This window comes from Dechloromonas agitata is5, assembly GCF_000519045.1.
GTDB classification, from domain to species: domain Bacteria; phylum Pseudomonadota; class Gammaproteobacteria; order Burkholderiales; family Rhodocyclaceae; genus Azonexus; species Azonexus agitatus.
Map to the genome: position 1 here is coordinate 2,790,592 of NZ_KI912532.1, position 23,572 is coordinate 2,814,163.

General features: G+C 64.8%; 24 protein-coding genes. 16 read left to right on the forward strand and 8 right to left on the reverse strand.

The features are described from left to right. Window positions 1–2: 2 nt before the first annotated feature. From K420_RS0113645 to K420_RS20740, 15 genes are all read left to right on the forward strand, one after another. Window positions 3–953, forward strand: a complete 951-nt coding sequence (locus K420_RS0113645) for a hypothetical protein (RefSeq protein WP_027458555.1) — start codon at window positions 3–5, stop codon at window positions 951–953. Then, window positions 937–2,088 carry a beta-ketoacyl-ACP synthase III gene (locus tag K420_RS0113650; protein ID WP_027458556.1) on the forward strand — a complete coding sequence of 384 codons (1,152 nt, stop codon included), beginning with the start codon at window positions 937–939 and terminating at the stop codon, window positions 2,086–2,088. Before K420_RS0113645 ends, K420_RS0113650 begins: the two co-directional genes overlap by 17 nt. After that, window positions 2,078–2,473, forward strand: a complete 396-nt coding sequence (locus K420_RS0113655) for a hypothetical protein (protein WP_084019663.1) — start codon at window positions 2,078–2,080, stop codon at window positions 2,471–2,473. Before K420_RS0113650 ends, K420_RS0113655 begins: the two co-directional genes overlap by 11 nt. After that, window positions 2,473–3,465: a BtrH N-terminal domain-containing protein gene (locus tag K420_RS0113660; RefSeq protein WP_027458558.1), complete on the forward strand. Its 993-nt coding sequence runs from the start codon at window positions 2,473–2,475 to the stop codon at window positions 3,463–3,465. The genes K420_RS0113655 and K420_RS0113660 overlap by 1 nt, the downstream gene beginning before the upstream one ends. Next, entirely contained in the window at window positions 3,465–4,376 is a 912-nt protein-coding gene (locus K420_RS0113665; RefSeq protein ID WP_027458559.1) for an ABC transporter ATP-binding protein, read from the forward strand. Before K420_RS0113660 ends, K420_RS0113665 begins: the two co-directional genes overlap by 1 nt. 3 nt (window positions 4,377–4,379) lie before the next feature. Continuing rightward, window positions 4,380–5,594, forward strand: coding sequence for an ABC transporter permease (locus K420_RS0113670; protein WP_027458560.1), 1,215 nt, complete (start codon window positions 4,380–4,382; stop codon window positions 5,592–5,594). After that, on the forward strand, window positions 5,591–5,860 hold the full coding sequence (locus tag K420_RS0113675) for an acyl carrier protein (protein WP_027458561.1): 270 nt from the start codon (window positions 5,591–5,593) through the stop codon (window positions 5,858–5,860). Before K420_RS0113670 ends, K420_RS0113675 begins: the two co-directional genes overlap by 4 nt. Window positions 5,861–5,864: 4 nt before the next feature. Continuing rightward, entirely contained in the window at window positions 5,865–6,947 is a 1,083-nt protein-coding gene (locus K420_RS0113680) for a beta-ketoacyl synthase N-terminal-like domain-containing protein (protein WP_027458562.1), read from the forward strand. Beyond that, on the forward strand, window positions 6,944–7,615 hold the full coding sequence (locus tag K420_RS0113685; protein ID WP_027458563.1) for a hypothetical protein: 672 nt from the start codon (window positions 6,944–6,946) through the stop codon (window positions 7,613–7,615). The genes K420_RS0113680 and K420_RS0113685 overlap by 4 nt, the downstream gene beginning before the upstream one ends. 18 nt (window positions 7,616–7,633) lie before the next feature. After that, window positions 7,634–8,491: a tetratricopeptide repeat protein gene (locus K420_RS0113690; RefSeq protein ID WP_027458564.1), complete on the forward strand. Its 858-nt coding sequence runs from the start codon at window positions 7,634–7,636 to the stop codon at window positions 8,489–8,491. A gap of 22 nt (window positions 8,492–8,513) precedes the next feature. Next, the gene (locus K420_RS0113695) at window positions 8,514–9,416 is read left to right on the forward strand and encodes a histone deacetylase family protein (protein WP_027458565.1); all 903 of its coding nucleotides are present in this window, start codon (window positions 8,514–8,516) and stop codon (window positions 9,414–9,416) included. A 106-nt stretch (window positions 9,417–9,522) separates the two neighbouring features. Beyond that, complete coding sequence (locus K420_RS19805) at window positions 9,523–12,228, forward strand: ATP-binding protein (protein ID WP_027458566.1); 2,706 nt, start codon at window positions 9,523–9,525, stop codon at window positions 12,226–12,228. A gap of 5 nt (window positions 12,229–12,233) precedes the next feature. Then, window positions 12,234–13,730, forward strand: a complete 1,497-nt coding sequence (locus tag K420_RS0113705; RefSeq protein WP_027458567.1) for a bifunctional ADP-dependent NAD(P)H-hydrate dehydratase/NAD(P)H-hydrate epimerase — start codon at window positions 12,234–12,236, stop codon at window positions 13,728–13,730. Window positions 13,731–13,763: 33 nt separating this feature from the next. After that, window positions 13,764–14,627 (forward strand): carboxylating nicotinate-nucleotide diphosphorylase, encoded by an 864-nt coding sequence (gene nadC / locus K420_RS0113710; RefSeq protein ID WP_027458568.1) that lies wholly within the window; start codon window positions 13,764–13,766, stop codon window positions 14,625–14,627. 69 nt (window positions 14,628–14,696) lie between these two features. Then, on the forward strand, window positions 14,697–14,834 hold the full coding sequence (locus K420_RS20740) for a hypothetical protein (RefSeq protein ID WP_198293853.1): 138 nt from the start codon (window positions 14,697–14,699) through the stop codon (window positions 14,832–14,834). Here K420_RS20740 and K420_RS0113720 read toward each other — a convergent pair. From K420_RS0113720 to K420_RS0113750, 7 genes are all read right to left on the reverse strand, one after another. Further along, complete coding sequence (locus K420_RS0113720; RefSeq protein ID WP_027458569.1) at window positions 14,821–15,450, reverse strand: SAM-dependent methyltransferase; 630 nt, start codon at window positions 15,448–15,450, stop codon at window positions 14,821–14,823. The genes K420_RS20740 and K420_RS0113720 overlap by 14 nt on opposite strands. Next, on the reverse strand, window positions 15,447–16,874 hold the full coding sequence (thrC, locus tag K420_RS0113725) for a threonine synthase (protein WP_027458570.1): 1,428 nt from the start codon (window positions 16,872–16,874) through the stop codon (window positions 15,447–15,449). Before thrC ends, K420_RS0113720 begins: the two co-directional genes overlap by 4 nt. Before the next feature lie 33 nt (window positions 16,875–16,907). Then, on the reverse strand, window positions 16,908–18,032 hold the full coding sequence (locus K420_RS0113730) for a hypothetical protein (RefSeq protein WP_027458571.1): 1,125 nt from the start codon (window positions 18,030–18,032) through the stop codon (window positions 16,908–16,910). Next, window positions 18,033–18,299, reverse strand: coding sequence for a DUF2249 domain-containing protein (locus K420_RS0113735; protein ID WP_027458572.1), 267 nt, complete (start codon window positions 18,297–18,299; stop codon window positions 18,033–18,035). It lies immediately after the preceding gene. Window positions 18,300–18,406: 107 nt separating this feature from the next. Beyond that, the gene (locus K420_RS0113740) at window positions 18,407–18,973 is read right to left on the reverse strand and encodes a flavin reductase family protein (RefSeq protein WP_027458573.1); all 567 of its coding nucleotides are present in this window, start codon (window positions 18,971–18,973) and stop codon (window positions 18,407–18,409) included. A gap of 74 nt (window positions 18,974–19,047) precedes the next feature. Further along, window positions 19,048–20,358 carry a homoserine dehydrogenase gene (locus tag K420_RS0113745; RefSeq protein ID WP_027458574.1) on the reverse strand — a complete coding sequence of 437 codons (1,311 nt, stop codon included), beginning with the start codon at window positions 20,356–20,358 and terminating at the stop codon, window positions 19,048–19,050. A 60-nt stretch (window positions 20,359–20,418) separates the two neighbouring features. Then, window positions 20,419–21,648, reverse strand: coding sequence for a pyridoxal phosphate-dependent aminotransferase (locus tag K420_RS0113750; RefSeq protein ID WP_027458575.1), 1,230 nt, complete (start codon window positions 21,646–21,648; stop codon window positions 20,419–20,421). Window positions 21,649–21,756: 108 nt separating this feature from the next. On the opposite strand from K420_RS0113750, the gene K420_RS0113755 reads away from it, so the two are divergent. Beyond that, window positions 21,757–22,128 carry an Mth938-like domain-containing protein gene (locus K420_RS0113755; RefSeq protein ID WP_027458576.1) on the forward strand — a complete coding sequence of 124 codons (372 nt, stop codon included), beginning with the start codon at window positions 21,757–21,759 and terminating at the stop codon, window positions 22,126–22,128. Here the strand turns inward: K420_RS0113755 and K420_RS0113760 are convergent, their stop codons facing one another. Then, complete coding sequence (locus K420_RS0113760; protein ID WP_027458577.1) at window positions 22,129–23,568, reverse strand: mannose-1-phosphate guanylyltransferase/mannose-6-phosphate isomerase; 1,440 nt, start codon at window positions 23,566–23,568, stop codon at window positions 22,129–22,131. Window positions 23,569–23,572 lie beyond the last annotated feature (4 nt).

Below are 23,572 nucleotides of genomic sequence, written 5' to 3' on the forward strand. Positions count from 1 at the left end.
TCTTGAAGCGCGTTCTCGTCGTCGACTATTCGCAATCCGGGCAGCTGTCCGAGATTGCCGCCCAGCTGATTGCTCCGTTACGCGACGACGGTCATGTCGTGCATCGGGAAACCCTGGTTCCGGTCGAGCCCTTCCCCTTTCCCTGGCCCATCGTGGACTTTGTCGACGCGATGCCGGAATGCGTGCAACTCGATGCACCGCCGCTCAAGCCACTGTCGATTGCCGCCGATGCCGATTTCGATTTGGTCATCCTGTGCTACCAGGTCTGGTTTCTGTCTCCCGCCCTGCCGATCACCGCCTTCCTGCACAGTACGGAAGGCAAGCGCCTGATCGGTGGCAAGCCGGTCGTCACGCTGGTCGCCTGCCGCAATATGTGGCTGTCCGCGCAGGAAACGATGAGCCGACTGATCACCGAAGCGGGCGGCACGTTGTGCGATCACATCGCCCTGACCGACAGCGGCCATCCGCTCGCCACCTTCGTCACGACGCCGCGCTGGGTGCTGACCGGCAAGCGCGACCGCTTTCTTGGCCTGCCACCGGCCGGCGTGGCGCCCGAGGAAATCCGCGCCGCCCGCCGCTTCGGTCAAGCTCTGGCCGCTGCCCTTGACCGGAATGACGAAACGACCGGCCAGCCGATGCTCAGCGGTCTGCGCGCGGTCACCGTCAATCCGCGCCTGGCGATCAGCGAGCGGGCCGGTCGGCGGGCCTTCGGGGTCTGGTCGCGCCTGATCCGGGCATTCGGCCAACGCGGCAGCTGGCAGCGGCGCCCTATCCTGCTGGTGTTTTCGCTCTACCTGATCGTGATGGTGATCACGGTGGTTCCCAGCAGCCTATTGTTACAATGGCTGCTTTCCCCGCTGCTGAAATCGCGACTGGAGGGGTTGCGCGCTCGGCTGGAACTTCCAAGCGGGTCACAGGCATTCAATCTAGAAAAATATGACCAGTCACGGTAGTGCCTACATCACCGGCACCTCTTCTTTCCTGCCCAACGCCCCAGTTGCCAACGACGATATCGAAAGCGTGCTCGGCATGATCGCCGGCAAACCGTCGCGGGCCCGGCGCATCGTCTTACGCAACAACGGCATTCGCAGCCGTCATTACGCCATCGACCCGGCGACAGGGGCCTTCACCCACTCCAACGCCCAACTGGCGGCGGCAGCCCTGCGCGGGCTCGATCTGTCAAACGTCGCGGTACTAGCCTGCGGCACCTCGTGTGCCGATCAGTTGATGCCCGGCCATGCCGTCATGGTGCATGGCGAACTGGGCATCCCGCCCTGCGAGGTGGTGTCGACCGCCGGGATCTGCGCCGCCGGCATGGGCGCGCTGAAATACGCCTACCTGTCGGTCCTGGCCGGTCAGGCGAAAAAGGCGCTGGCCAGCGGCTCGGAGCGCGCCTCGGGCGGCCTGCTTGCCCGCCTGTATGAACCCGAATCGGCGCACCGCGTCGCCGAACTGGAAGACAACCCGGAAATCGCCTTCGAGAAGGACTTCCTGCGCTGGATGCTGTCCGACGGCGCCGGCGCCTTTCTGGTCGAAGACCGGCCGCGGCCGGATGGCCTGTCGCTGCACATCGACTGGATCGACCTCCAGTCGCAGGCCGACAGCATGCCGGTCTGCATGTATGCCGGCGGCGACAAGGATGGTGACGGCCGTTTCCAGGGCTGGCAGGAATTTGCCGCCAGCCAGTGGGCGGCGCGTTCGATCTTCTCCGTCAAGCAGGATGTCCGCCTGCTCAACGAAGCCATCGTCGAGCAGACTTTTGGCAAATCGCTGGCCGTCGCCCGGGCACGCCACAAACTACAGGCAGAAGCGGTCGACTGGTTCCTGCCGCACATGTCTTCCGAGTATTTCCGCCAACCGCTGGCCGACTACATGGCGGCGAACGGCTTTGCGATTGCCCAGGAAAAGTGGTTCACCAACCTGCAAACCAAGGGCAACACCGGTTCGGCATCGATCTTCATCATCCTCGATGAGTTGTTCCGTAGCGGTCGCCTGCAGGCTGGCGACCGCCTGCTCTGCTTCGTGCCGGAAAGTGGCCGCTTTACCGGGTCGCTGATGCACCTGACGGTCGTCGATCATGCTGGATAGCGAGGTTCCGCAAGAGGGCAACAGCACGCTGGGCGGCCATCGCAAGGCGATGTATGCCCGGGGGGCTGATGGCAAGCTGCATATCGTCCAGTCGGCTGGCTGGGAAGTCGAGGAAATCGTCACCAAGCAGGCGGTCGATGACCTGTTGCGCCTGACCGAAAACGCCCGCCAGCGGGTACTGGCCGGCCAGACCTCCCCCCTCGAATACCACATGTACCGGGTGCGCATGGACGTGCCGCTACTCTCACAAGCCAGCGGTATCTGGCAATGGCGTATCCGCCGGCATTTCCGGCCCGCCGTCTTCGCCGGCCTGTCTGCTTCCCTGCTCACCACTTATGCCGACGCCATGGGCATGACGGTCGACCAGCTGAAGAAGGCCGACTGATGGACTTCCAGCACCGCCAGGCCTCGCACTGCGAAAGCGGAGTCATGTCCAACCTGCTGCGCCACCATGGCCTGCCGCTCTCCGAGCCGATGACTTTCGGCCTCTCGTCGGCCCTCTCCTTCGCCTACCTGCCGATCATCAAGATCAACGGCCTGCCGCTGGTCGCCTACCGCATGCCGCCCAAGGCCATCATCAAGGGCCTGCAGAAGCCGCTCGGCCTGAAAATGCGCTTCGAGACCTTCCGCAATCCGGCGGCCGGCGTCGCCCGGCTGAACGAATTGCTCGATCAAGGCCAGCTGGTTGGGCTGCAGACCTCGGTGTTCTGGCTGCCCTATCTGCCGGAAGACCTGCGCTTTCATTTCAACGCCCACAACGTGCTGGCCTTCGGGCGCGACCCGGCGAGCGGCGACTACCTACTCTCCGACCCGGTTGCCGAAACGACTGTCACCTGCGCCCCGGCCGACCTGCAGCGCGCCCGGTTCGCCAAGGGCGCCCTGGCGCCCAAGGGCCTGCTCTACTACCCGGTCGGCACGCCGCACATGCCTGACTGGCCCCAGGTTCTGCCCGCCGCCATCAGGAAGACGACGCGCATCATGCTCGACGCCCCGCTGCCGATCATCGGCGTGCGCGGCATCCGCTGGCTGGCCAAGGCCATCGAAAAACTCGACACCGGCAGCGGTGCCGCCCACAGCAAGCTGTTCATCGGCCAGGTGGTGCGCATGCAGGAGGAAATCGGCACCGGCGGCGGCGGCTTCCGCTTTATCTACGCCAGCTTCCTGCAGGAAGCGGCCGACCTGCTCGCCCGACCGGCGCTGGGTGAACTGGCCGAGCAGTTGATCGACATCGGCGACGAATGGCGGGAATTCGCGCTGGCCACGGCCCGCATGATCCGCGACCGTGACCCGCTGCAGCCACCGAAGCTGGCCGACAAGCTGCGCGCCATCGCCGACCGCGAGCAGGCCTTCTTCCGCGACCTGCGCTGCGCCGCCTGATGCTGCACATCGCGGACGTTTCCTTCCGCTACCCCGGTGCCGCAGCTGCGGCCCTGGAAGGCGTTAGGCTCGACATCCCGCCCGGCGGCGTCTACGGCCTGCTCGGTCCGAACGGCGCCGGCAAGACGACGCTGATCTCCATCCTCGCCGGCCTGCAATCGGCCGTCAGCGGGCAGATCACGCTGAACGGCCGCCCGCTGGCCGAGGCCCGGACCAACGAGCCACGCGCCATCGCCCTGGTACCGCAGGAGTACGCCTTCTACCCGATGCTGACCGTGGCGGAAAACTTGCAGTTTTTCAGCGGCATCCTCGGTCTGGCAAGGCGCGAGTCGAAGGCACAAATCGATCAGGCCATCACCTTCGCCCGCCTCGAACAGGTCGTCGGCAAGCGGGCCGAGCAATTGTCCGGCGGCTTGCGGCGGCGCCTCAACCTGGCCATCGGCCTGCTCGGCAAGCCGAAACTGCTGCTCCTCGACGAACCGACCGTCGGCGTGGACCCGCAATCGCGCAGTTTCCTGCTCGAATCCATTGCCGGCCTGCCGGCTGCCGGGACGACGGTGCTCTACACCAGCCACTACATGGAGGAAGTCGAGGCCATCTGCCAGCGCGTCGCCATCATCGACCAAGGCCAGGTACTGGCCGAGGGGGCGCTGGATGACCTGCTGCGCTGTGACGAATCGGTGGTCGAACTGGTACTCGGTGCCGACATGCCGGCCGAACTGGCTGGCCGCTACCAGACAACCGAACTAGGGCCTCTGGCCTATCGGCTGAAACTGACGAATACGGCTGCCCTGCCCCGCCTGCTCGACGAATTGGCCGCCGGCGGCTGCCCGGTGCATCGCCTGAATGTCGGCCGGCAGAACCTCGAACAGCTCTTCATGCGCCTGACCCGGCGCTCGCTGCGGGACTGAGCGATGAACCGCCTGATCGCCCTCTGGCGCAAGGAAACCCTGGCGCTGCTGCGTGACCGGCACGGCCTGGCGGCGCTGTTCGTGATGCCGGTCATTTTCATCCTGGTCATGACCATGGCGCTGCACGACGCCTTCATGCCCGGCGCTGCGATCGATGTCGGCTACGCCATCGTCGATCTCGACGACACCGCCCATTCGCAGTCGCTGGCCCGCCGCCTGAACAAGACCGGCAGTTTTCGCCTGGCCGATACCGTGGCCCAGGCCGATACCGCCCGGCAAGCCATCCGCGATGGCCGTTATGCTCTGGCGCTGGTCCTGCCTCAGGGCTTCGGCGAGCGTCTGCTTGCGCCGGCCGGGGCCGACGGGCAGCCGACCGAGCCGCTGACCCTGATGGTCGATCCGACGCTGAACCCGGCGCTGCAACTGGCCTTCCGCAACCAGACCAGCGCTGCGCTCGGCACGCTACGCGCCGACGAACTGACCCGCAAGGCCGGCCAGCTGTTCGGCCTGCCAACCACCGCCAACGCCCCGGAGCGCGACTGGCCGGACGAGATCGTCAGCGTCGCAGTGCAGAACGATCGCAGCATCCGCCCGCCCTCGTCGGTGCAGCAGAACGTGCCGGCCTGGCTGGTCTTCGCCATGTTCTTCGTGGTCATCCCGATTTCTTCCATCCTGATCACCGAGCGCCAGCAGGGTACGCTGCAGCGCCTCGCCAGCATGGGCCTGCCTTTCCGCCTGGTCCTGCTCGGCAAGTTGCTGCCCTTCTTCGTCGTCAACCAGATCCAGGCCGGGCTGATGGTCGGCGTCGGCATGTTCGGTGTGCCGTTGTTCGGCGGCGAAGCACTGGTCATGCCGCAGGGCGTCGGGCTGCTCAACTGGTGGCTGGTCGCTGCTGCGGTCAGCCTGGCTGCCGTCGCCTGCGCCCTGTTCGTCGCCAGTGTCACCCGGACCACCCAGCAGGCCACCATCGTCGGCGGCGTCGGCAATATCCTGATGGGCGCCATCGGCGGCATCATGGTGCCCAAGTTCATGATGCCGGCCGCGATGCAGACGCTCGCCGAGTTTTCGCCGATGGCCTGGGGGCTGCAGGGTTTCCATACCGTCATGCTGCGCCACGGCGACTTTGCCGCCATCCTGCCCGATCTCCTGAAACTCCTCGCCTGCGCCGCCGCCGCCCTGGCTGCCGCCATCTGGCTCAACCACCGCCATACAGCATGAGCGCCGAACTCCGCCTCGCCCTGAAAGCCCTGATCGTCGAAGCCTGCGACAAGGATTGCGATCCGGCCAGCATCACCGACGACGAACTGCTCTTCGGCCCGGAAGCGCCGCTCCAGCTCGATTCGCTCGACGCCCTGCAGGTGTCGATGGCGATCAAAAAGCAGTACGGTCTGCGTCTACCGGACAGCAAGGAAACCCGGCGCATCCTGTCCAGCGTCGCCAACCTGGCTGAACATCTCGAAAGCTGGCTGGCCAGCCGAGCATAAACGGATGGCGAGAACCGTTTTCATCGCCGGCAGCGGCCTGTTCTGCGCCCGCGGCGACTCGCCGAGCACCGTGCGCGATGCCTTGTGGGCCGGGGAATGCACCGCGGCTAGCCGGCAACTGGGCGAACGGCGCTTTCCTTACTTCCCGCTGCCGCTGGCCGAAACGGACTGGCTGCGACGGGCCGAACAGGCGATCCGCCATGTCGGCGGCCAACTGGGCAACTTGCCCATGGATACGCCGCTTTTCGTCGCCTCGTCCTCCTTCCAGATTGGCCATTTCGAGCAACAGGGGGCGCCCTTCGCCATGCCCGTCGGCAGTGCGTCGTTCACCAGGCAAATTGCCGACTGGCTGGAGCTGCGCGGCCCCCGGTACAGCTTTTCGAACGCCTGCGTCTCCGGCTTTTCCGCGATCGATGCCGCCAGCACCCTGATCGCCGCCGGGCTGATCGACGAAGCGCTCGTTCTTGGCGTCGAACTCGCCAACGCCAGTACGCTGGCCGGTTTTGCCGCCATGGAACTACTCTCGCCCAATGGCTGCCACCCCTTCGATGCCCGGCGCAACGGCCTCGTCCTCGGCGAGGCGGTGGCGGCAGTACGCCTCACGGCCCAACCCGGCCCGTGGCAGATCGTCGGGCAGCGCAACGGCCTCGACGGCTATTCGACAACCGGCCCCGATCCCGCTGGGAACCCCATCGCCCGGGTCATGACCGATTGCCTGCACGCCGCCGGGCTGACGCCAGCCGACATCGACCTGGTCAAGGTGCAGGCCGCCGGCTCGCCGGGCACCGACCTGGCCGAAGCGCGCGCCCTGCATCAAGTGTTCGGCCCGGCCATGCCGCCGCTCCTCTCGCTCAAGCCTGCCCTCGGCCACACGCTTGGCGCCAGCGGCATCGCCGAACTGGCTGCCCTGCTCGCCTGCATCGAGGCCGGGCAAGTTCCGGCCACCGCCCAATTCGCCGAACCGGATGCCGAAATCGGCCTGGCCCCCACCGCCCACCGCCAGGCGGCCGATGTCCGCTGCACCCTGCTCAACCTGATCGGCTTCGGTGGCGGCCTGGCCAGCCTGATCGTGGCGCGCGATCGATGATCCACCTCGACGCCGCCTTCAGCCAGCAATTTACCCCGGCCGAACTCCCGGCCGCCGTGCGCGCCGCCCTCGGCAAGCCGCTGCGCCGCGCCGCCGTACTCACCCAACTCGCCCTGCTCGGCGCCTTCGCCGCCCTGCCGGCTGAACGCCGTTCGCTGCCGACGGCCCTGCTCTGGCAATCGACCAGCGGCCCGCGCCTGGAAACGCTGACCCTGCTGGCTGAAATCGGTGGAGGCGGCGGCGAGCCGATGCCCTACGATTTCCTGGCCACCCAGCCGGCGCTCGCCGCTGCGCAGATCCAGCCCTTCCTGCCGGGCCTGCAGGCGGCCAGCCACGTGCCGCTCGACAACGCCAAAGACGCAAACTGGGGCCTGCTGCTCAGCCTGGCGATGGCCTGGCTGAACGAGGGCCGCTACAGCCAAGTGCTTTGTGCCCAACTCGATCACCGGAGCGACCTGGGCAGCGGCCACTGGCTGTTGTTGAGCCGGGCACCCGGTACCGCGTCACTGGCCAGGCTGGCGATGGCCGCCAGCGAACCATCCGGCCTGCCCGACATCCCCGAGCTGCCAGCGCGAATCGCCCATTGGCTAGCCAGCCCCGGGCCATCGCGCCGGCAGCTCGAATCTCCCGCCGGTCGCGGGCAGACGGTAGAATTCGCCCGACTTTAACTTTTCCAGGCCATCACCATGTCCGAGTTTGCATTTGACGTTTCCATCGAAGAATTCGAAGCCAAAGTCCTGATCAAGGCCGACACCGTACCGGTCGTCGTCGATTTCTGGGCGCCCTGGTGCGAGCCATGCAAGGTGTTGAAGCCGCTGCTCGAAAAACTGGCCGAGGAATACAAGGGCCGCTTCCTGCTGGCCAAGGTCAATTCCGACGAAAACCCGGAACTGGCCCAGCACTTCGGCGTACGCAGCATCCCATCGGTCAAGGTGCTGTTCCGTGGCCAGCTGGTCGATGAATTCAACGGCGCCATTCCGGAGGGCCAGATTCGCCAGTTCCTCGACCGCATTGCACTGCCGGCCGGTCCGGAACACGCCAACCTGCGTGAGCAGGCAGCCGCCCTGGTCGCCGAAGGCAAGCTCGAAGAAGCACTGGCCGTGCTGGTCCAGGCCAGCCAGGCCAACCCGCAGGATCAGGCCATCCAGCTTGATGCCGTTGATGTGCTGATGCAGCTCGGCCGCAACGACGAGGCCAAGCAACTGCTGGCCGGCGACTACGCCAACGAACCGGATCGTGCCAACGCCCTGCGCGCCCGCCTGGCCCTGCTTGACGGCGCCGCCGATACCGCGCCGCTGGAAGCCAAGCTGGCCGCCAACCCGGACGACCACGCCAGCCGTCTGGAACTATCCAAGGCCTACGCTGCGCAAAGCCGCTTCCGCGAAGCACTCGAAGCGGCGCTGGAAGTCGTCCGCCGTGACCGCTTTTTCGAGCAGGGCGCCGGCCGCCAGGCCATCCTGAACTTGTTCGAGGCCTTGTCCGGCGAGCAGTACGACGATCTCGTCCGCGAATTCCGTCGCAAGCTCTCCGCCACCCTGAACTGATCGACTGGCAAAGGCATCGGCCGTGCGGTTGTTTTACACCGATGTCTTCGTGCTACCGCTGCCGACCGGCCACCGCTTCCCGATGGAGAAGTACGCGCTGCTGCGTGAAAGCCTGTTGGCCAGCGGCGCGTTCAGCCAGACCGATTTCCATCTGCCGCACGCGGCAACCGATCAGGAACTCGGTCGTGCCCACGATCCGGCCTATATCCGTGCGGTCACACTCGGCCAGTTACCGGAAAAGACGCTGAAGGCCATCGGCTTCCCATGGAGCCCCGGCATGGTCGAACGCTCGCGCCGCTCGGCCGGGGCCACCATCGCCGCCTGTCGGGCAGCCATCGCCGATGGGGTCGCGGCCAATCTGGCTGGCGGCACACACCACGCGTTCCGCGACCGGGGCGAAGGTTTCTGCGTTTTCAACGATGCCGCCGTCGCTGCCCGTGCCATGCAGGCCGAAGGGCTGGCGAACCGCGTGCTGATCGTCGATTGCGACGTGCATCAGGGCAACGGCACGGCGAGCATCCTGCACGGCGACGACAGCATCTTCACCTTCTCGATTCACGGTGCGCGCAACTATCCCTTCGACAAGGAACAAAGCGATCTCGACATCGAACTGCCGGATGGCTGCACCGATGCCGCCTACCTGCTGCGCCTGAACGAGGGGCTGGACACCGCCTTCGACCTGGCCCGCCCCGATCTGGTCATTTACCTGGCGGGTGCCGACCCCTACCAGGACGACCGCCTTGGCCGCCTGGCCCTGACCTTCGACGGCCTGGCCGAGCGTGACCGGGTTGTCTTCAGGCGCTGCCAGGCACAGCGTCTGCCTGTCGCTATCGCCATGGCCGGGGGGTATGCCCGGCAGATCGCCGACACGGTGCAGATACACCACACCACGATACGCCTCGCCAAAGCGATGGCCGGCGGTTAGAGTATTGCCTGGCGTTCGGACTGAATGCTGAAGACAGCCTCCGGAAGGGCGTTTTCAGCGTTTGCCGCCGACGCCGGGAAGAATCGGAAACGGAGTCATCACTCGCATGCTCGCCTTACCCAACTGGCGCTCCCTGCACACCCGCATCGCCGTCGGCATGCTGTGCGTCGTCCTCGGCATCCTGTGGGCCACCGAATATTCACTGAGCCGAACCCTGCGCCGCGACATGGAAGCGGCCATCTCTGCCCAGCAATATTCGACCGTGTCGCTGATCGCCAAGGAAATCGATCGCTCCATCCTGGAACGCCAGAGCATTGCCGAATCCGTCGCCAGCAGCCTGACGACCGAACTCCTGGCCTCCCCCGCCGCCGCCCAGCGCCTGCTCGAAGACAAGAAGATTCCGCAGAGCATCTTCAACTGGGGCGTCATCGTCACTGATGCAACCGGGACGGCCATCGCCAGCGTGCCCAGCGACCTGAACCGGACCGGCAGCCATTACGGCAACTACGAATTCATCGAGCAGGGGTTGAAGACCGGCCAACCGCAATTGCCGGAACCGGTCATCAGCCCGAACAGCGGCCTGCCGGTCTTCACGCTGATCGTTCCGATCAAGGATGCCCAAGGCAAGAGCATCGGCCTGGTCATCGGCGTAACCAACCTGGCGGAACCCAACTTCCTCGACGAAATCGGCTCGGCCAAGTACGGCAATACCGGCGATTTCCTGGTTTCCGCCCCGAAATCACGCATCTTCGTCGCCTCATCCGACAAACGGCGGGTCATGAAAGCCGGCCCGCCACCCGGCATCAATCCGGTCTACGACCGCTACATGGCAGGTTACGAAGGTTCGGGCATCGCCAAGAGTTCGCGCGGCGTCGTCGAGTTATCGTCCAACAAGCGCATCCCGAGTACCGGCTGGATGATGCATTCGGTTCTGCCGGCTGACGAAGCCTTCGCTCCGATCGACGCGATGGAACGCCACCTGCTGGTCGCCTCGGCCATTCTGACCCTGGTCGCCACCCTGATCAGCTGGTGGTGGCTGCATCTGCAACTGCGCCCATTGTCCGGGGCCGCCACCTTGCTGCACCGGATGAATGCCGGGGAGATTCCCCGCCAGGCCTTGCCGGTCGTCCGCCGCGACGAAATCGGCCTGCTCACCGAGGCCTTCAACGAGTTGCAGGCCGCCGTCATGGAGGAGGAAGCCCGCTCGGCCGAGCATGCCGCCAACCAGCGCCTCCGTCGCCTCGTCTCCTTCGTGCCCGGGGTCGTTTTCCAGTACCGCCTGCATGCCGACGGACACGGCGACTTACCCTTCATCAGCGATGGTGTCGCCGAGTTGTACGGGATTTCCCCCGAGCAGGCCGAGGCCAACCCCGACTCACTACGCAACCAGGTGCACCCGGACGATGCCGAACAGTTCATGGCCAGCCTGCGCGAATCGGCCAGCAGCCTGCATCCCTGGCGCGTCGATTACCGCATCGTCCGGCCAGACCGTAGCGAACGGTGGCTGGCGATCACCGCCCAACCGGAACGGGTCGGCAAGAACGAAATTCTCTGGCATGGCTTCATCACTGACATTACCGAACGCAAGGCGATGACGGCTGAACTGGAAGAGTACCGGGAACGCCTGGAACACCTTGTCGAAGCCCGTACCGCCGCACTCGAAGCGGCGCGCAACGAGGCGGAGCGGCTGGCCGGCGTGAAAAGTGAATTCCTGGCCAACATGAGCCACGAGATCCGCACCCCGCTGCATGGCATGCTCGGCCTGGCACACATCGGCAAGCGTACCGAAAGCCCGGGCAGCAAGGCGTTCACCATCTTCGACAAGATCACCCACTCCGGCAACCTGCTGCTCGGCATCATCAACGACATTCTCGATTTCTCGAAAATGGAAGCCGGCATGCTCAAGGTCGAATTGCTGCCGGTGGATCTCCCCGCCCTGCTACGCGAGTCGCTGGAACTGATGCAGGAGCGGGCCGGCGCCAAGCACCTGGCCCTGCAGCTGGAACTGGCCGACAACCTGCCGACTGCCTGCCGGACCGACTCCCTGCGCCTGCGTCAGATCCTGCTCAACCTGCTCTCCAATGCCGTCAAGTTCACCGAGCAGGGCACCGTCACACTGGCCGCGGCTTGCGCTGGCGACCAACTTGTTTTCCGGGTCCGCGACACCGGCATCGGTATCGACCCCACGCAACGCAGCAGTATCTTCAATCCCTTCGAGCAGGCCGACGGCTCAATGACCCGCCGCTTCGGCGGCACCGGCCTCGGCCTCGCCATCTCGTCGCGCCTGATCGGTCTGCTCGGCGGCAGCATCTCGGTCGACAGTACGCCGGGCCAGGGCAGTTGCTTTGAAGTCCGCCTGCCCTACTGGCCATTGGCCGATGAACATCCGGTCACGACACCGGCGGCACTGACTGTGGACGACCCCAGACCGCTGGCCGGCAAGCGCATCCTGGTCGCCGAGGATGTCGAGATCAACCAGGAGGTCATGCAATCCGTCCTCGATGACTACGGCGCAACGGTGACCATGGCCGACAACGGTCTGCAGGCGCTCGATCAGGTACGGCAGGGCGGCGCCCAGGCCTTCGACCTGGTCCTGATGGACATCCAGATGCCGCAGATGAACGGCTACGATGCCACCCGCCAGATCCACGCCATCGCACCGAATCTCCCCATCATCGGCCAAACGGCCCATGCCCTCGACGAGGAACGAACCGCCTGCCTGGAAGCCGGCATGGTCGCCCACATTTCCAAACCGATCGACCCTGACGCGCTGCTTGGCCTCATACTCCAGCACATCGACCGTCACTCATGAATGCCATGACCTCGCTCCCTCTCTACCGGCATGCCACGCTGCGCCGCATCGAGGCGACGCATGCCGCCGACGCCCTGATGCAACGTGCCGGACACGCCGCCGCCGACTGGGCCGCCAGCCTGAGCGGCGAGCAGGGCCGCGCCGTTCTTGTCCTGGCCGGCCCCGGCAACAATGGGGGCGACGCCTTCGACATGGCCCGCCAGCTGCGCGAGCGTTTCTTCAACATCTGCCTGGCTTTCGCCGGCGACGCGGAGAGACTGCCGCCTGACGCCGCCGCAGCCCGCCAGCGCTACCTGGCAGCCTGCGGCAGCATTGTCGACGACATCCCCGAAGACCCGCGCTGGTCGCTGATCGTCGACGGTCTGTTCGGCATCGGCCTGACCCGTCCGCCGGAAGGCCGCTACGCCCGCTGGATTGGCCTCGCCAACCGGCTGGCCGAGCGCGATGCTTGCCCGCTGCTCGCCCTCGACTGCCCGTCCGGCCTCGATGCTGAAACCGGCACCGCCCTGGCGCCGACCATCCGTGCCAGCCACACGCTCACCTTCATCGCCGCCAAGCCCGGCCTGTACACCGCCGATGGCCCGGACCATTGCGGCCAGATCCGCATCGCCGACCTGGCCCTGGATGTCAGGGCCGAGGCCGAACCGGACGGCCATATCGTCAGCCGCCATGATTTCGCCGAGCGCCTGAAACCACGCCGCCGCAACAGCCACAAGGGCAGTTTCGGCAATGCCGGCATCCTGGGCGGCGCCAAATCCATGGTCGGCGCCGCCTTCCTGGCCGGACGCGCCGCGCTGAAGCTTGGCGCCGGGCGAACTTATATCGGCCTGCTCGATGGCGATGCTCCAGCGGTCGACCTGCAGCAACCCGAACTCATGCTGCGCCGTGCCGACACGCTGCTCCAGACCGACCTGCAGGCCCTTGCCTGCGGGCCCGGCCTCGGCCGTTCGTCGGAGGCCCTGCGGCTGCTCGAACAATCCCTGAAAGCCCCGGTGCACCTCGTACTCGACGCCGATGCGCTCAACCTGCTGGCCGAAGACGGCCGTCTGGAGGGCAACCTGTACAACCGCGTCGGCCCGGCCATCCTCACCCCGCACCCGGCCGAAGCCGCCCGCCTGCTCGGCTGCTCGGTGCGCGACGTCCAGAACGACCGGATCAAGGCTGCCTGCGAACTAGCCGACCGCTATCGCAGCCACATTGCATTGAAAGGCTGCGGCACGGTCGTTGCGCTGACCGACGGCCGCTGGTGGATCAACACCAGCGGCAACCCCGGCATGGCGACGGCCGGCATGGGCGATGTGCTGTGCGGCCTGATCGTCGCCCTGCTCGCCCAGAACTGGCCGGCCGAAACCGCCCTGCTCGCCGCCGTCCACCTGCACGGCGCCGCGGCCGACCGGCTGGTTGCCCAGGGCTACGGGCCGGTCGGCCTGACCGCCGGTGAAGTCATCGACAGCGCCCGCCATCTCTTCAACACCTGGGTCGGCACGCCGGCCACCCTGTAAAATGCGGGTTTAATCCACCGCCCGACATCGACCATGAGCATCGCATTCGACTACCCGCTGCCCGAAGAAATCAACCGCAACGTCACCGCTGCCCTGGCCGAGGATGTCGGGGCCGGCGACCTGACCGCCAGCCTGGTTCCCGGCGAGCGCCGGGTCAAGGCCACGGTGATCTGCCGCGAAGCCGGTGTACTGTGCGGTACGGCCTGGTTCGACGAATGCGTTCGCCGTTGCGACCCGACCGCCACGGTCACCTGGCACGGGGCCGATGGCGACCGCATCGTCGCCAATCAGTTGTTGTGTGATATCGAAGGCAACGGTCGCGCCCTGCTCACCGCCGAACGCAGCGCCCTTAACTTCCTGCAACTGCTTTCCGCCGTCGCCAGCAAGGTCCGCACCTACGCCGACGCCATCACCGGTACCAAGGCGCAGGTCGTCGATACCCGCAAGACCTTGCCCGGCCTGCGCATCGCCCAGAAATACGCGGTCCGGGCTGGTGGCGGCGGCAATCACCGCCTGGCGCTATGGGACGCCATCCTGATCAAGGAAAACCATATCCACGCCGCCGGTGGCATCGCCCCGGCCCTGGATGCCGCCCGGCAAGTTGCCGCCCAGGCCGGCGAGCGTTGCAAGTTCATCCAGATCGAGGTCGAAAGCCTCAACGAGTTGAACCAGGCCCTGGCGGCCGGTGCCACGATGATCCTGCTCGACAACTTCAGTCTGGACATGATGCGCGAGGCATCGCGCATCAACGCCGGCCGCGCCATTCTCGAAGCCTCCGGCAACGTTACCCTGGACACCATCCGCGGCATCGCCGAAACCGGCGTCGACCGCATCTCGGTCGGCGCGCTGACCAAGGATGTCAAGGCACTCGACCTGTCGATGCGCTTCATCGGCTAGGCTTTTCAGCCATTTGTCGTCATAATGCCCACGCCAAGGGCATAACAACGATAGTCGGGGAAAATTCAAATGCTGTTCGCGCTGTTTTATGTCGTCGCGATTACGATTCTGGTCCTGCACTTCACGGGTTTCCTGGCCCGTCACAACCTCGAATGGCTGGTTCTCGTGCTGGCCGTGGCGGTTTTCCCCGCCGTCATCTACCTGTAGGTTTGCGCGCCACCAAGTCGATCAGCGCCGATCGGCCGACATGCGCGGTTCCCTCTTCGATCGTGTCCTCGTGCTCATGGAGTGACACGATTTCCCAATCGGCAAACCATTCGCGCAACAAGTCGGCGGTGTACAGGTTATCGGCTGTAGACGGCCCGCCCGTGCGGAATTCCAGCTGTTTCGGCGTGTAACCCTGAAGAAATAGCAAGCCGCCCGGCTTGACTGCCTGCTTCATGCCGCCAATCTGCCGCGGCTGCTCGGCCGGCGTGGCGAACTGGATGAAGATGCCGACCACGGCATCATAGGCTTCAACCGGCCATTCCCAGTTCAGGATATCGGCCTGCTGCCACGCTACTTCGACATGGCGTGACCGGGCCAGCTTGCCCGCCTTCTCCAGCGCCACCGGCGAGATTTCCGTCGCCGTCACGCGGCAACCCTGCTCGGCCAGCCACACCGCGTTGCGCCCCTCGCCATCGGCCACCGACAGCACGCGCATGTCGGCACCGAAACGCTCGGCCTGCGTCGCGAGGAACCTGTTCGGCGCCGTGCCGAACAGGTAATCCTCGCCCGCATCCCGGTAGCGGGCCGACCAGAAGGCTTCGTGGTCGAAGCTCACACGCGCTCGACGATGAATTGCTTGATGGCGGCCACATCCGGCGCCATGACGACGACGCGCTGCGGCAGCTTCTCGATACCGGCCAGTTCGGCCGGACGGACGGGTTCGGTACCCAGCGCCTCGCGGATGGTTTCCTCGAACTTGGCCGGCTGGGCCGTTTCCAGCACGATCATCGGCACGCCCGGCAAGCGGTTCTCCAGTGCTACCTTGAGGCCGTCGGCGGTGTGGGTATCAAGCATCACGTTGTAACGTCCCTGGGCAAAACGGATGGTCTTGATGCGGTCGTTGTGCGTGCTCTTGCCCGACACGAAGGCGAATTGCGGCATTCTGGCCCAGAACGGCGTAGTGGACAGGTCAAAAGCCTCGCCCTTGTCGACCTTGGCCCACAATTCACGCACGACAGCCGGATCACGGCCGACCAGATCGAAGACGAAGCGCTCGAAGTTGGAGGCCTTCGAAATATCCATCGACGGGCTGGAGGTGACGCTGGTTTCGACTGAGGTCCGCGGACGATAGACACCGGTACGGAAGAATTCGTCGAGCACATCATTCTCATTGGTCGCCAGCACCAGTCGGGCGATGGGCAGGCCCATCTGGCGGGCGATATGGCCGGCGCAGATGTTGCCGAAGTTGCCCGACGGTACGCAGAACGCCACCTGCTCGTCATTCGACCGGGTCGCCAGGAAATAGCCCTGGAAGTAATAAACGATCTGGGCCGCGACGCGCGCCCAGTTGATCGAATTGACTGCACCGATCTTGTACTTGGCCTTGAACTCGGCATCGTTGGAAACCGCCTTCACGATGTCCTGTGCGTCGTCAAACATGCCGGTCACGGCGATGTTGAAGATGTTGGCGTCCTGCAGGGAATACATCTGGGCACGCTGGAAGGCGCTCATCTTGCCATCCGGCGACAACATGAAGACCTTGACGTTGTGCTTGCCGCGCATGGCGTACTCGGCGGCCGAGCCGGTGTCACCGGACGTGGCGCCAAGGATGTTGATCGACTGGCCACGCTTGTCGAGCACGTACTCGAACAGGTTGCCAAGCAGCTGCATGGCCATGTCCTTGAAGGCCAGCGTCGGGCCATTCGACAATTCCTGGGTGTACAGACCGTCTTCGAGCTGGGTCAGCGGTGTGATCTGGGCCGCGTCGCCGCCGTTGCGGGTATGGCGATAAACCTGGGCCGTATAGGTTTTGGCGACCAGCGCCTTGAGGTCGGCGGCAGGAATGTCGGTGATGAACTTGGAGAGGATTTCGTAGGCCAGATCGGCATACGACAGTTTGCGCCAGGCATCGAGCTCGGCTCGGGTAATCTGCGGGTAGCTTTCCGGCAGGTAAAGACCGCCATCCGGGGCCAGGCCGCCGAGAAGAATGTCGCAGAAAGCCTGGGGCGCGGCGTTGCCGCGGGTCGAGATATAGCGCATGGCGAAAACCTGAGAAAGCGAAAAACGGCGATTTTACCGCGATGCGCGCTGCACACGCACCGCCTGCACAAGGCCGACCACGAAGAAAGCGAGGCCGAGCAGGGCCAGTACGCTGCCAACGGCCAGCCTGTTGCCAATCAAGGCCAGTGCCGCAGCCAGGAAGAGTGCGGCACGCACATTGCCACGGGCTGCCAGTTTCTGCCGCATGATGCCGCGCGCCGGGATGACCGGTCCCGGCCAGCGCCAGACCGGCAGCAACTGGCTCAATGCGCCAGTCACCAGCGGCAACAGGAAGCCTGCCGCCCAGGCAAACAACGAAGGCCGGGTCGGCAATATGCCGGCGCCGTGAAGCAACCCGGCAATCAGCGACGCCACCAGGCCCAGTACGGAAGCGAACAGCGAGGCAGCCACGCCGTCGCGCAGTATGGCCGTCAGGCCGAAGCGGCGCACCCATTGCCCGGCCAGACCCATGGCGGCAACCAGGATCAGCAAGGCGCCCGGCGCCGCAAACGGCCAGGCGATGGCGACACCAGTCGCCAGTACCAGCGCACCCGAGGCGAAGAGCCACAGGCGCCGGCGCAGCCAGCCAGCCGCCTCCGGATCCGGCTTGCCGAGGGCGGTAGGCATCAGGACAGGCAAGGTACCGAGGGCCGCAAGGCCGAGCAGGCCGGTGGTGTTCAGGTGCATGTGAAAGAGGCGCAGCGCCTGCCAGTATCCCGGCAGCAAGGGAATGAGCAGCACGGCGCAGAGGGCGAGCAGCAGGCAGCCGAGGGCGGCGCCATACCAGCGCCAGCCGGGGTGCGGACTGCCCAGGGTCGAGCGCACCCGCAAGGCGATCCAGTTGAGCAGGATGGCAGCCGCCAGCAAATCGCCGAAGGCGGCAACATAAACCAGCACGTAGGGCAGCACGCCCTGCATGGCCAGCGCGGCGATCACACCGAACGCCTGCGCAGCGTTCGGCAAACGCATCATTCGGGGATCGACGTCACCGGTGCGCGTCAGCACCGGGACAAAATGCATCATGGCCGCGAAGATCAGCGGCACGATACCGACGGCGAACGCCAGATGCGCCACCGCCAGCGGCGAACCCCAACCTGCGACCGCCAGCACGGCGCTGGCGATGACGGAGAGAAGGCTGAGGCTCGCGGTGGGTATCACTCAGCCGACGACTTTGAAGTCGATGACAATGGCGCCCGGTTCGCGCTGCTGATACTCGATGCTCAGGTGCTGACCATAGCGCTGCTGGAGCTGGGCGAGCAGCGGCAGCGGATCGTGATCGTTGCAGAAACGCATCGTTTCACCCGGCATCAGCGCATCCAGCGCGCCAAAGATGGCAGCATGGCGGAAACGCTTGGCGATGCCGCGGGCGTCGAACGGGTAGAGGGCTTCCGGGGTAGTGTGGTTGCAGACGTGAATGGGTTGCATGATGGCTCCTGTGTCAGACATGCCGGAATGGCAATCGACCACCATGTTGCCGTCTCACCTCCGGCAAGTCCTTGATGCGCATCGTAATACCCATAAAACCAGGGGGACTATTGCCCCCCCGCCGCAAAAGCGTCGCCCGAAGCCAGAAAGTTGCCACCCGCCAGGTAATGGATGGTACGCAGGTCGTCCGAAGGAAAGCGCCAGCGCCCCTCCGCAAAAACGCGCGGATCGGCCCAGGCACCCACCACTTCCGCGATGAACAGGTCGTAGCGCCGCTGGTTATGCGCCTCGGGTATCACCCTGCAGGCCAGCCATGCAATGCAACCATCGATCAAGGGAGCCTGCGTCACCGCTTCCGCCGAGGTCCCGATGGCAAAGGTGGCGAACTTGTCGACCTCGCGCCCGGTGCACGATCCGACGGCCAGCACTTGCTCGGCCATCGCCCGGCACGGGATATTCAGCACGAACTCGCCGCTCGCTTCGATCAACTCGCGACTCCAGGTCCGGCCATCGATCACGACCGCCACCTTGGGCGGCGAGAAATCGAGCGGCATGGCCCAGGCGGCCGCCATCACGTTGCGTCGCCCACCCTGCGCCGCCGACACCAATGTCACCGGTCCGTGATTGAGCAGCAGATAGGATTTCTCGAGTTCAACCGGCTGTCGCATGGTCATTGCAGCGCTCCTGTCGCATGAAAATGAAAAGGGGACCGCAGTCCCCTTGCCAGTTCATTACTCCGTCTGCCGCCTTACTGCAGCTCTTCCAGGCGGATGCGCTTGACCTTGCCCTTCTGGGCCGGCAGGGCCTCGATCCTGGCGATGGCGGCATCGGCCGCGCTTTCCTGGCAGACATGGGTCAGGATGATGATGTCGGTCTCGCCCTCGCCTTCTTCCGGCTCACGCTGCAACAGGGCATCGATCGAGATGCCCTGATCAGCCAGGATCCGGGTGATGTCGGCCAGCACGCCCGGCTTGTCTTCGACGCGCAAACGCAGGTAGTAGCCGGTCTCCACCTCGCTCATCGGCAGGATGGGCAGGTTGGACATGGCATCCGGCTGGAAAGCCAGATGCGGTACGCGATGCTCCGGATCGGCAGTGGCCAGGCGAGCGACATCGACCAGGTCGGCGACGACGGCCGAAGCGGTCGGCTCGGCGCCAGCGCCCTTGCCGTAGTACAGCGTGGTGCCCACGGCATCACCCTTGACCATGACGGCGTTCATCGCCCCCTCGACGTTGGCCAGCAGGCGCTTGGCCGGGATCAGGGTCGGATGCACACGCAGCTCGACGCCCTTGTCGCGACGCTTGGCAATGCCAAGCAGCTTGATGCGGTAGCCGAGCTGTTCGGCGTACTTGATGTCGGAGGCTTCGAGTTTGGTGATGCCTTCGACGTAAGCCTTGTCGAACTGCACCGGGATGCCGAAAGCGATGGCTGAAATCAGCGTTGCCTTGTGCGCGGCATCGACGCCTTCGATGTCGAAGGTCGGATCGGCCTCGGCATAACCCAGGCGCTGGGCTTCCTTCAGCACGTCGTCGAAGGACAGGCCCTTGTCGCGCATTTCGGACAGGATGAAGTTGGTGGTCCCGTTGATGATGCCGGCCGCCCATTCGATGCGGTTGGCAGAAAGGCCCTCGCGCAGCGCCTTGATGATGGGGATGCCACCGGCGACGGCGGCCTCGAAGGCGACCATGACGCCCTTCTGCTGGGCGGCGGCGAAGATTTCGGTGCCATGCACGGCAAGCAGCGCCTTGTTGGCCGTCACCACGTGCTTGCCGTTGGCGATGGCCTGCATGACCACTTCCTTGGCCACGCCGTAGCCACCGATCAGCTCGACGACGATATCGATTTCCGGATCGTTGACCAGCGCAAACGCGTCATCGGTCACCCGGGCAGCACCAGCCGTGACTTGCTTGGCCAGTTCCACATTCTTGTCGGCAACAGCGGTGATGCGAATCGGACGACCGGCGCGACGGGTGATTTCTTCCGCATTGCGATTGAGAACGGTCCAGGTACCACCGCCGACGGTGCCGATGCCGACCAGGCCAACATTGATAGGTTTCATTTGCGTAGAGTGAAGTAAGTTGTTAGTTGGTAGAAGTTACGCGCGACGGATAACCGGCGACTAATTGGTGCCGTGACGCTTGCGATAGTTTTCCAGGAAGCGGGCAATGCGGCCGATGGCCTCGCGCAGGTCGTCCTCGTGCGGCAGGAAAACCAGGCGGAAGTGATCGGGATGCGGCCAGTTGAAGCCGGTACCCTGGACCAGCAGCACCTTCTCTTCCTGCAGCAGTTCGGAAATGAACTGCTGGTCGTTCTTGATCGGGTAGATCTTGGGATCGAGGCGCGGGAACATGTAGAGTGCCGCCTTCGGCTTGACGCAGCTCACCCCCGGGATGGCCGTGATCAGTTCGTGCGCGATGTCACGCTGACGACGCAGGCGGCCGCCTTCCTTGATCAGGTCGTCGATGCTCTGGTAGCCGCCGAGCGCGGTCTGGATGCCGTGCTGGCCGGGCGCGTTGGCGCACAACCGCATCGAGGCCAGCATGTCGAGGCCCTCGATGTAGTCCTTGGCGTGGCGCTTGTCTCCGGACACCACCATCCAGCCGGCGCGATAGCCGCAGGAACGGTAATTCTTCGACAGGCCGTTGAAGGTGATCATCAGCACATCTTCGGCCAGCGAGGCGATCGAGGTGTGCTTGGCACCTTCGTACAGCACCTTGTCGTACACCTCGTCGGCGTAGATCGTCAGGTGATGCTGGCGGGCGATGTCGATGATTTCGCACAGCAGGTCATCGGGATACAGCGCACCGGTCGGGTTGTTCGGGTTGATCAGCACGATCGCCTTGGTATGGGCGTTGATCTTGCTGCGGATATCGTCGAGATCTGGCAGCCAGCCCTTGGCCTCATCGCACAGGTAGTGCTTGGGCGTCCCGCCCGAGAGGCTGATCGCCGCGGTCCACAAGGGATAATCCGGCGCCGGGACCAGCACCTCGTCACCGGCATCGAGCAACGCGTTCATCGCCATGACGATCAGTTCCGAAACGCCATTGCCGACGTAAATGTCGTCCAGCGTCACACCCTTGATACCCTTCTGCTGGGTGTAATGCATGATCGCCTTGCGCGCCGCGAAGATGCCCTTCGAATCGGTATAACCGGCCGCGTTCGGCAGGTTGCGGATCATGTCCTGCTGGATTTCCTCGGGCGAATCGAAGCCGAAGGCAGCGAGGTTGCCGATGTTCAGCTTGATGATCTTGTGACCCTCTTCCTCCATCTGCTTGGCCTTCTGCAGCACCGGGCCGCGGATGTCGTAGCAGACGTTGGCGAGTTTGGCGGATTTCTTGACGTGTTTCATGCGATGGTTCCGGCGAAGCCGCTGATAGCCCATTAAGGCCAAAGGTATAATCCTACCTTTTCGTATGGTGCACCGCAATTTGGGCGGGCCTTTCGGATCGATCGCACAGTGAAACTCCATACCTCGAATACTGCCGGCCTGAACCTGTTCACTGCCTATGGCCCCGACTACGTCGTCGTCAATCAGGAAAGATTCAGCCAGAACCTGATCGTGCTGCCGGAATCGCTGCGGCCGGAATGGACTGCCGCCTCAGTCGCCAGCCTGAGTGAAGCCGACATGGAAATCCTGACCGGCCTGGGAACCGAGATCATCCTGCTCGGCACCGGCTCCCGGCTGCGCTTTCCGGCTGGCGCGCTGCTCCGCCCCTTTGCCACGGCCGGCATCGGCCTCGACGTGATGGACCTGCCGGCGGCCTGCCGGACCTACAACATCCTCGCCTCCGAGGGCCGCAAGGTTGCCGCGGCCCTGCTTTTCGACTGATCAGCCGCGCCCGTAGGTATCCTCGAAGCGGACGATGTCGTCCTCGCCGAGGTAGCTGCCCGACTGAACCTCGATCATCTCGAGCGGGACGATCCCGGGATTTTCCAGGCGATGTCGGACGCCGAGCGGAATGTAGGTCGACTGGTTTTCCGTCACCAGGAAAACTTCCTCACCCTTGGTGACACGGGCCGTTCCGGTCACCACGATCCAGTGCTCGGCGCGATGATGGTGCATCTGCAGGGACAGCGCGGCGCCAGGCTTGACGCAAATCCGCTTGACCTGGAAACGCTCGCCGCAATCGACGCCGTCGTACCACCCCCAGGGGCGATTCACCTTGCGGTGCCACTGGGCAACCGTCCGTTTTTCCGCCTTCAGGCGATCAACGATCTTCTTGACGTCCTGCGTCGCCGAATGATGCGCGACCAGCACCGCATCATCGGTTTCGACGACCACCACGTCGCTCAGGCCGACACAGGCAACCAGGCGGCTTTCCGAGACAGCCAGGGTATTGGCGCAACCTTCGAGCAGCACATCGCCGCGCGTCGCATTGCCGGCGTCGCACTTGGCCAGAACCTTCCACAAGGCATCCCAGGCTCCGACATCCGACCATCCCGCCGATAGCGGAATGACGACGGCCTGTGGCAAACCGTTGCCCCCCGCGGACAGCCTCTCCATCACCGCGCAGTCGATGGAGTCGGATGGGCATTGCGCAAAGACTTCCCGCGCCACGCGCACGAAGTCGCCATCCTGGCTGACCGCCGCCAAGGCCTTGGTACAGGCATCGAGAATGTCCGAACGGCAAGCAGCCAGAGCCGTCAGCCAGGTCGAGGCCTGCATGACGAAAATGCCGCTGTTCCAGAGATAGTCACCTGCTGCCAGATAGGCTTCGGCCGTGTCACGGTCCGGTTTCTCGACAAATCGCCGGAGTGCGAAAGCATGCGTATCCCGCGCACTGGGCTCTCCCTGCTGGATGTAGCCGTAACCTGTTTCTGGGCAATCCGGCGTTATGCCGAAGGTGACAGCCAGACCCTGCTCGGCAAGGGCTGCAGCACGATGAACCGCATCGCGGAAGGTTGCGCCGTCGAGAATCACATGATCGGCCGGCATGACGACCAGCACCGGGTCTTCCCCTCCGCGTCGCGCCCAGAGTGCGGCCAGCGTCAGGGCGGGTGCGGTGTTGCGGCCGCACGGTTCGAGCAGGATTTGCCCCTGCTTGCCCAGCAGGCGCAATTGCTCGGCAACCGCAAAACGGTGCTCCTCGTTGCAAACCAGGATGGGCTCGCCCAGTCCGTCGATGCCGTCAAGACGGGCGACGGTTTCCTGAAGCATCGTCTGGTCACCGACGAGCGGCAGCAACTGTTTGGGATATTTTTCACGGGACAGGGGCCACAGGCGGGTGCCGGAACCACCGGAAAGGACAACAGGGATCAGTGTGGACATGCTT

What these genes read in the sequence shown, in the direction of transcription:
- K420_RS0113650 (WP_027458556.1), top strand. Translation starts at nt 937, where the DNA reads ATGACCAGTCACGGTAGTGCCTACATCACCGGCACCTCTTCTTTCCTG.
- K420_RS0113655 (WP_084019663.1), top strand. Translation starts at nt 2,078, where the DNA reads ATGCTGGATAGCGAGGTTCCGCAAGAGGGCAACAGCACGCTGGGCGGC.
- K420_RS0113660 (WP_027458558.1), top strand. Translation starts at nt 2,473, where the DNA reads ATGGACTTCCAGCACCGCCAGGCCTCGCACTGCGAAAGCGGAGTCATG.
- K420_RS0113665 (WP_027458559.1), top strand. Translation starts at nt 3,465, where the DNA reads ATGCTGCACATCGCGGACGTTTCCTTCCGCTACCCCGGTGCCGCAGCT.
- K420_RS0113670 (WP_027458560.1), top strand. Translation starts at nt 4,380, where the DNA reads ATGAACCGCCTGATCGCCCTCTGGCGCAAGGAAACCCTGGCGCTGCTG.
- K420_RS0113675 (WP_027458561.1), top strand. Translation starts at nt 5,591, where the DNA reads ATGAGCGCCGAACTCCGCCTCGCCCTGAAAGCCCTGATCGTCGAAGCC.
- K420_RS0113680 (WP_027458562.1), top strand. Translation starts at nt 5,865, where the DNA reads ATGGCGAGAACCGTTTTCATCGCCGGCAGCGGCCTGTTCTGCGCCCGC.
- K420_RS0113685 (WP_027458563.1), top strand. Translation starts at nt 6,944, where the DNA reads ATGATCCACCTCGACGCCGCCTTCAGCCAGCAATTTACCCCGGCCGAA.
- K420_RS0113690 (WP_027458564.1), top strand. Translation starts at nt 7,634, where the DNA reads ATGTCCGAGTTTGCATTTGACGTTTCCATCGAAGAATTCGAAGCCAAA.
- K420_RS19805 (WP_027458566.1), top strand. Translation starts at nt 9,523, where the DNA reads ATGCTCGCCTTACCCAACTGGCGCTCCCTGCACACCCGCATCGCCGTC.
- K420_RS0113705 (WP_027458567.1), top strand. Translation starts at nt 12,234, where the DNA reads ATGACCTCGCTCCCTCTCTACCGGCATGCCACGCTGCGCCGCATCGAG.
- nadC (WP_027458568.1), top strand. Translation starts at nt 13,764, where the DNA reads ATGAGCATCGCATTCGACTACCCGCTGCCCGAAGAAATCAACCGCAAC.
- K420_RS20740 (WP_198293853.1), top strand. Translation starts at nt 14,697, where the DNA reads ATGCTGTTCGCGCTGTTTTATGTCGTCGCGATTACGATTCTGGTCCTG.
- thrC (WP_027458570.1), bottom strand. Translation starts at nt 16,874, where the DNA reads ATGCGCTATATCTCGACCCGCGGCAACGCCGCGCCCCAGGCTTTCTGC.
- K420_RS0113735 (WP_027458572.1), bottom strand. Translation starts at nt 18,299, where the DNA reads ATGCAACCCATTCACGTCTGCAACCACACTACCCCGGAAGCCCTCTAC.
- K420_RS0113740 (WP_027458573.1), bottom strand. Translation starts at nt 18,973, where the DNA reads ATGACCATGCGACAGCCGGTTGAACTCGAGAAATCCTATCTGCTGCTC.
- K420_RS0113745 (WP_027458574.1), bottom strand. Translation starts at nt 20,358, where the DNA reads ATGAAACCTATCAATGTTGGCCTGGTCGGCATCGGCACCGTCGGCGGT.
- K420_RS0113750 (WP_027458575.1), bottom strand. Translation starts at nt 21,648, where the DNA reads ATGAAACACGTCAAGAAATCCGCCAAACTCGCCAACGTCTGCTACGAC.
- K420_RS0113760 (WP_027458577.1), bottom strand. Translation starts at nt 23,568, where the DNA reads ATGTCCACACTGATCCCTGTTGTCCTTTCCGGTGGTTCCGGCACCCGC.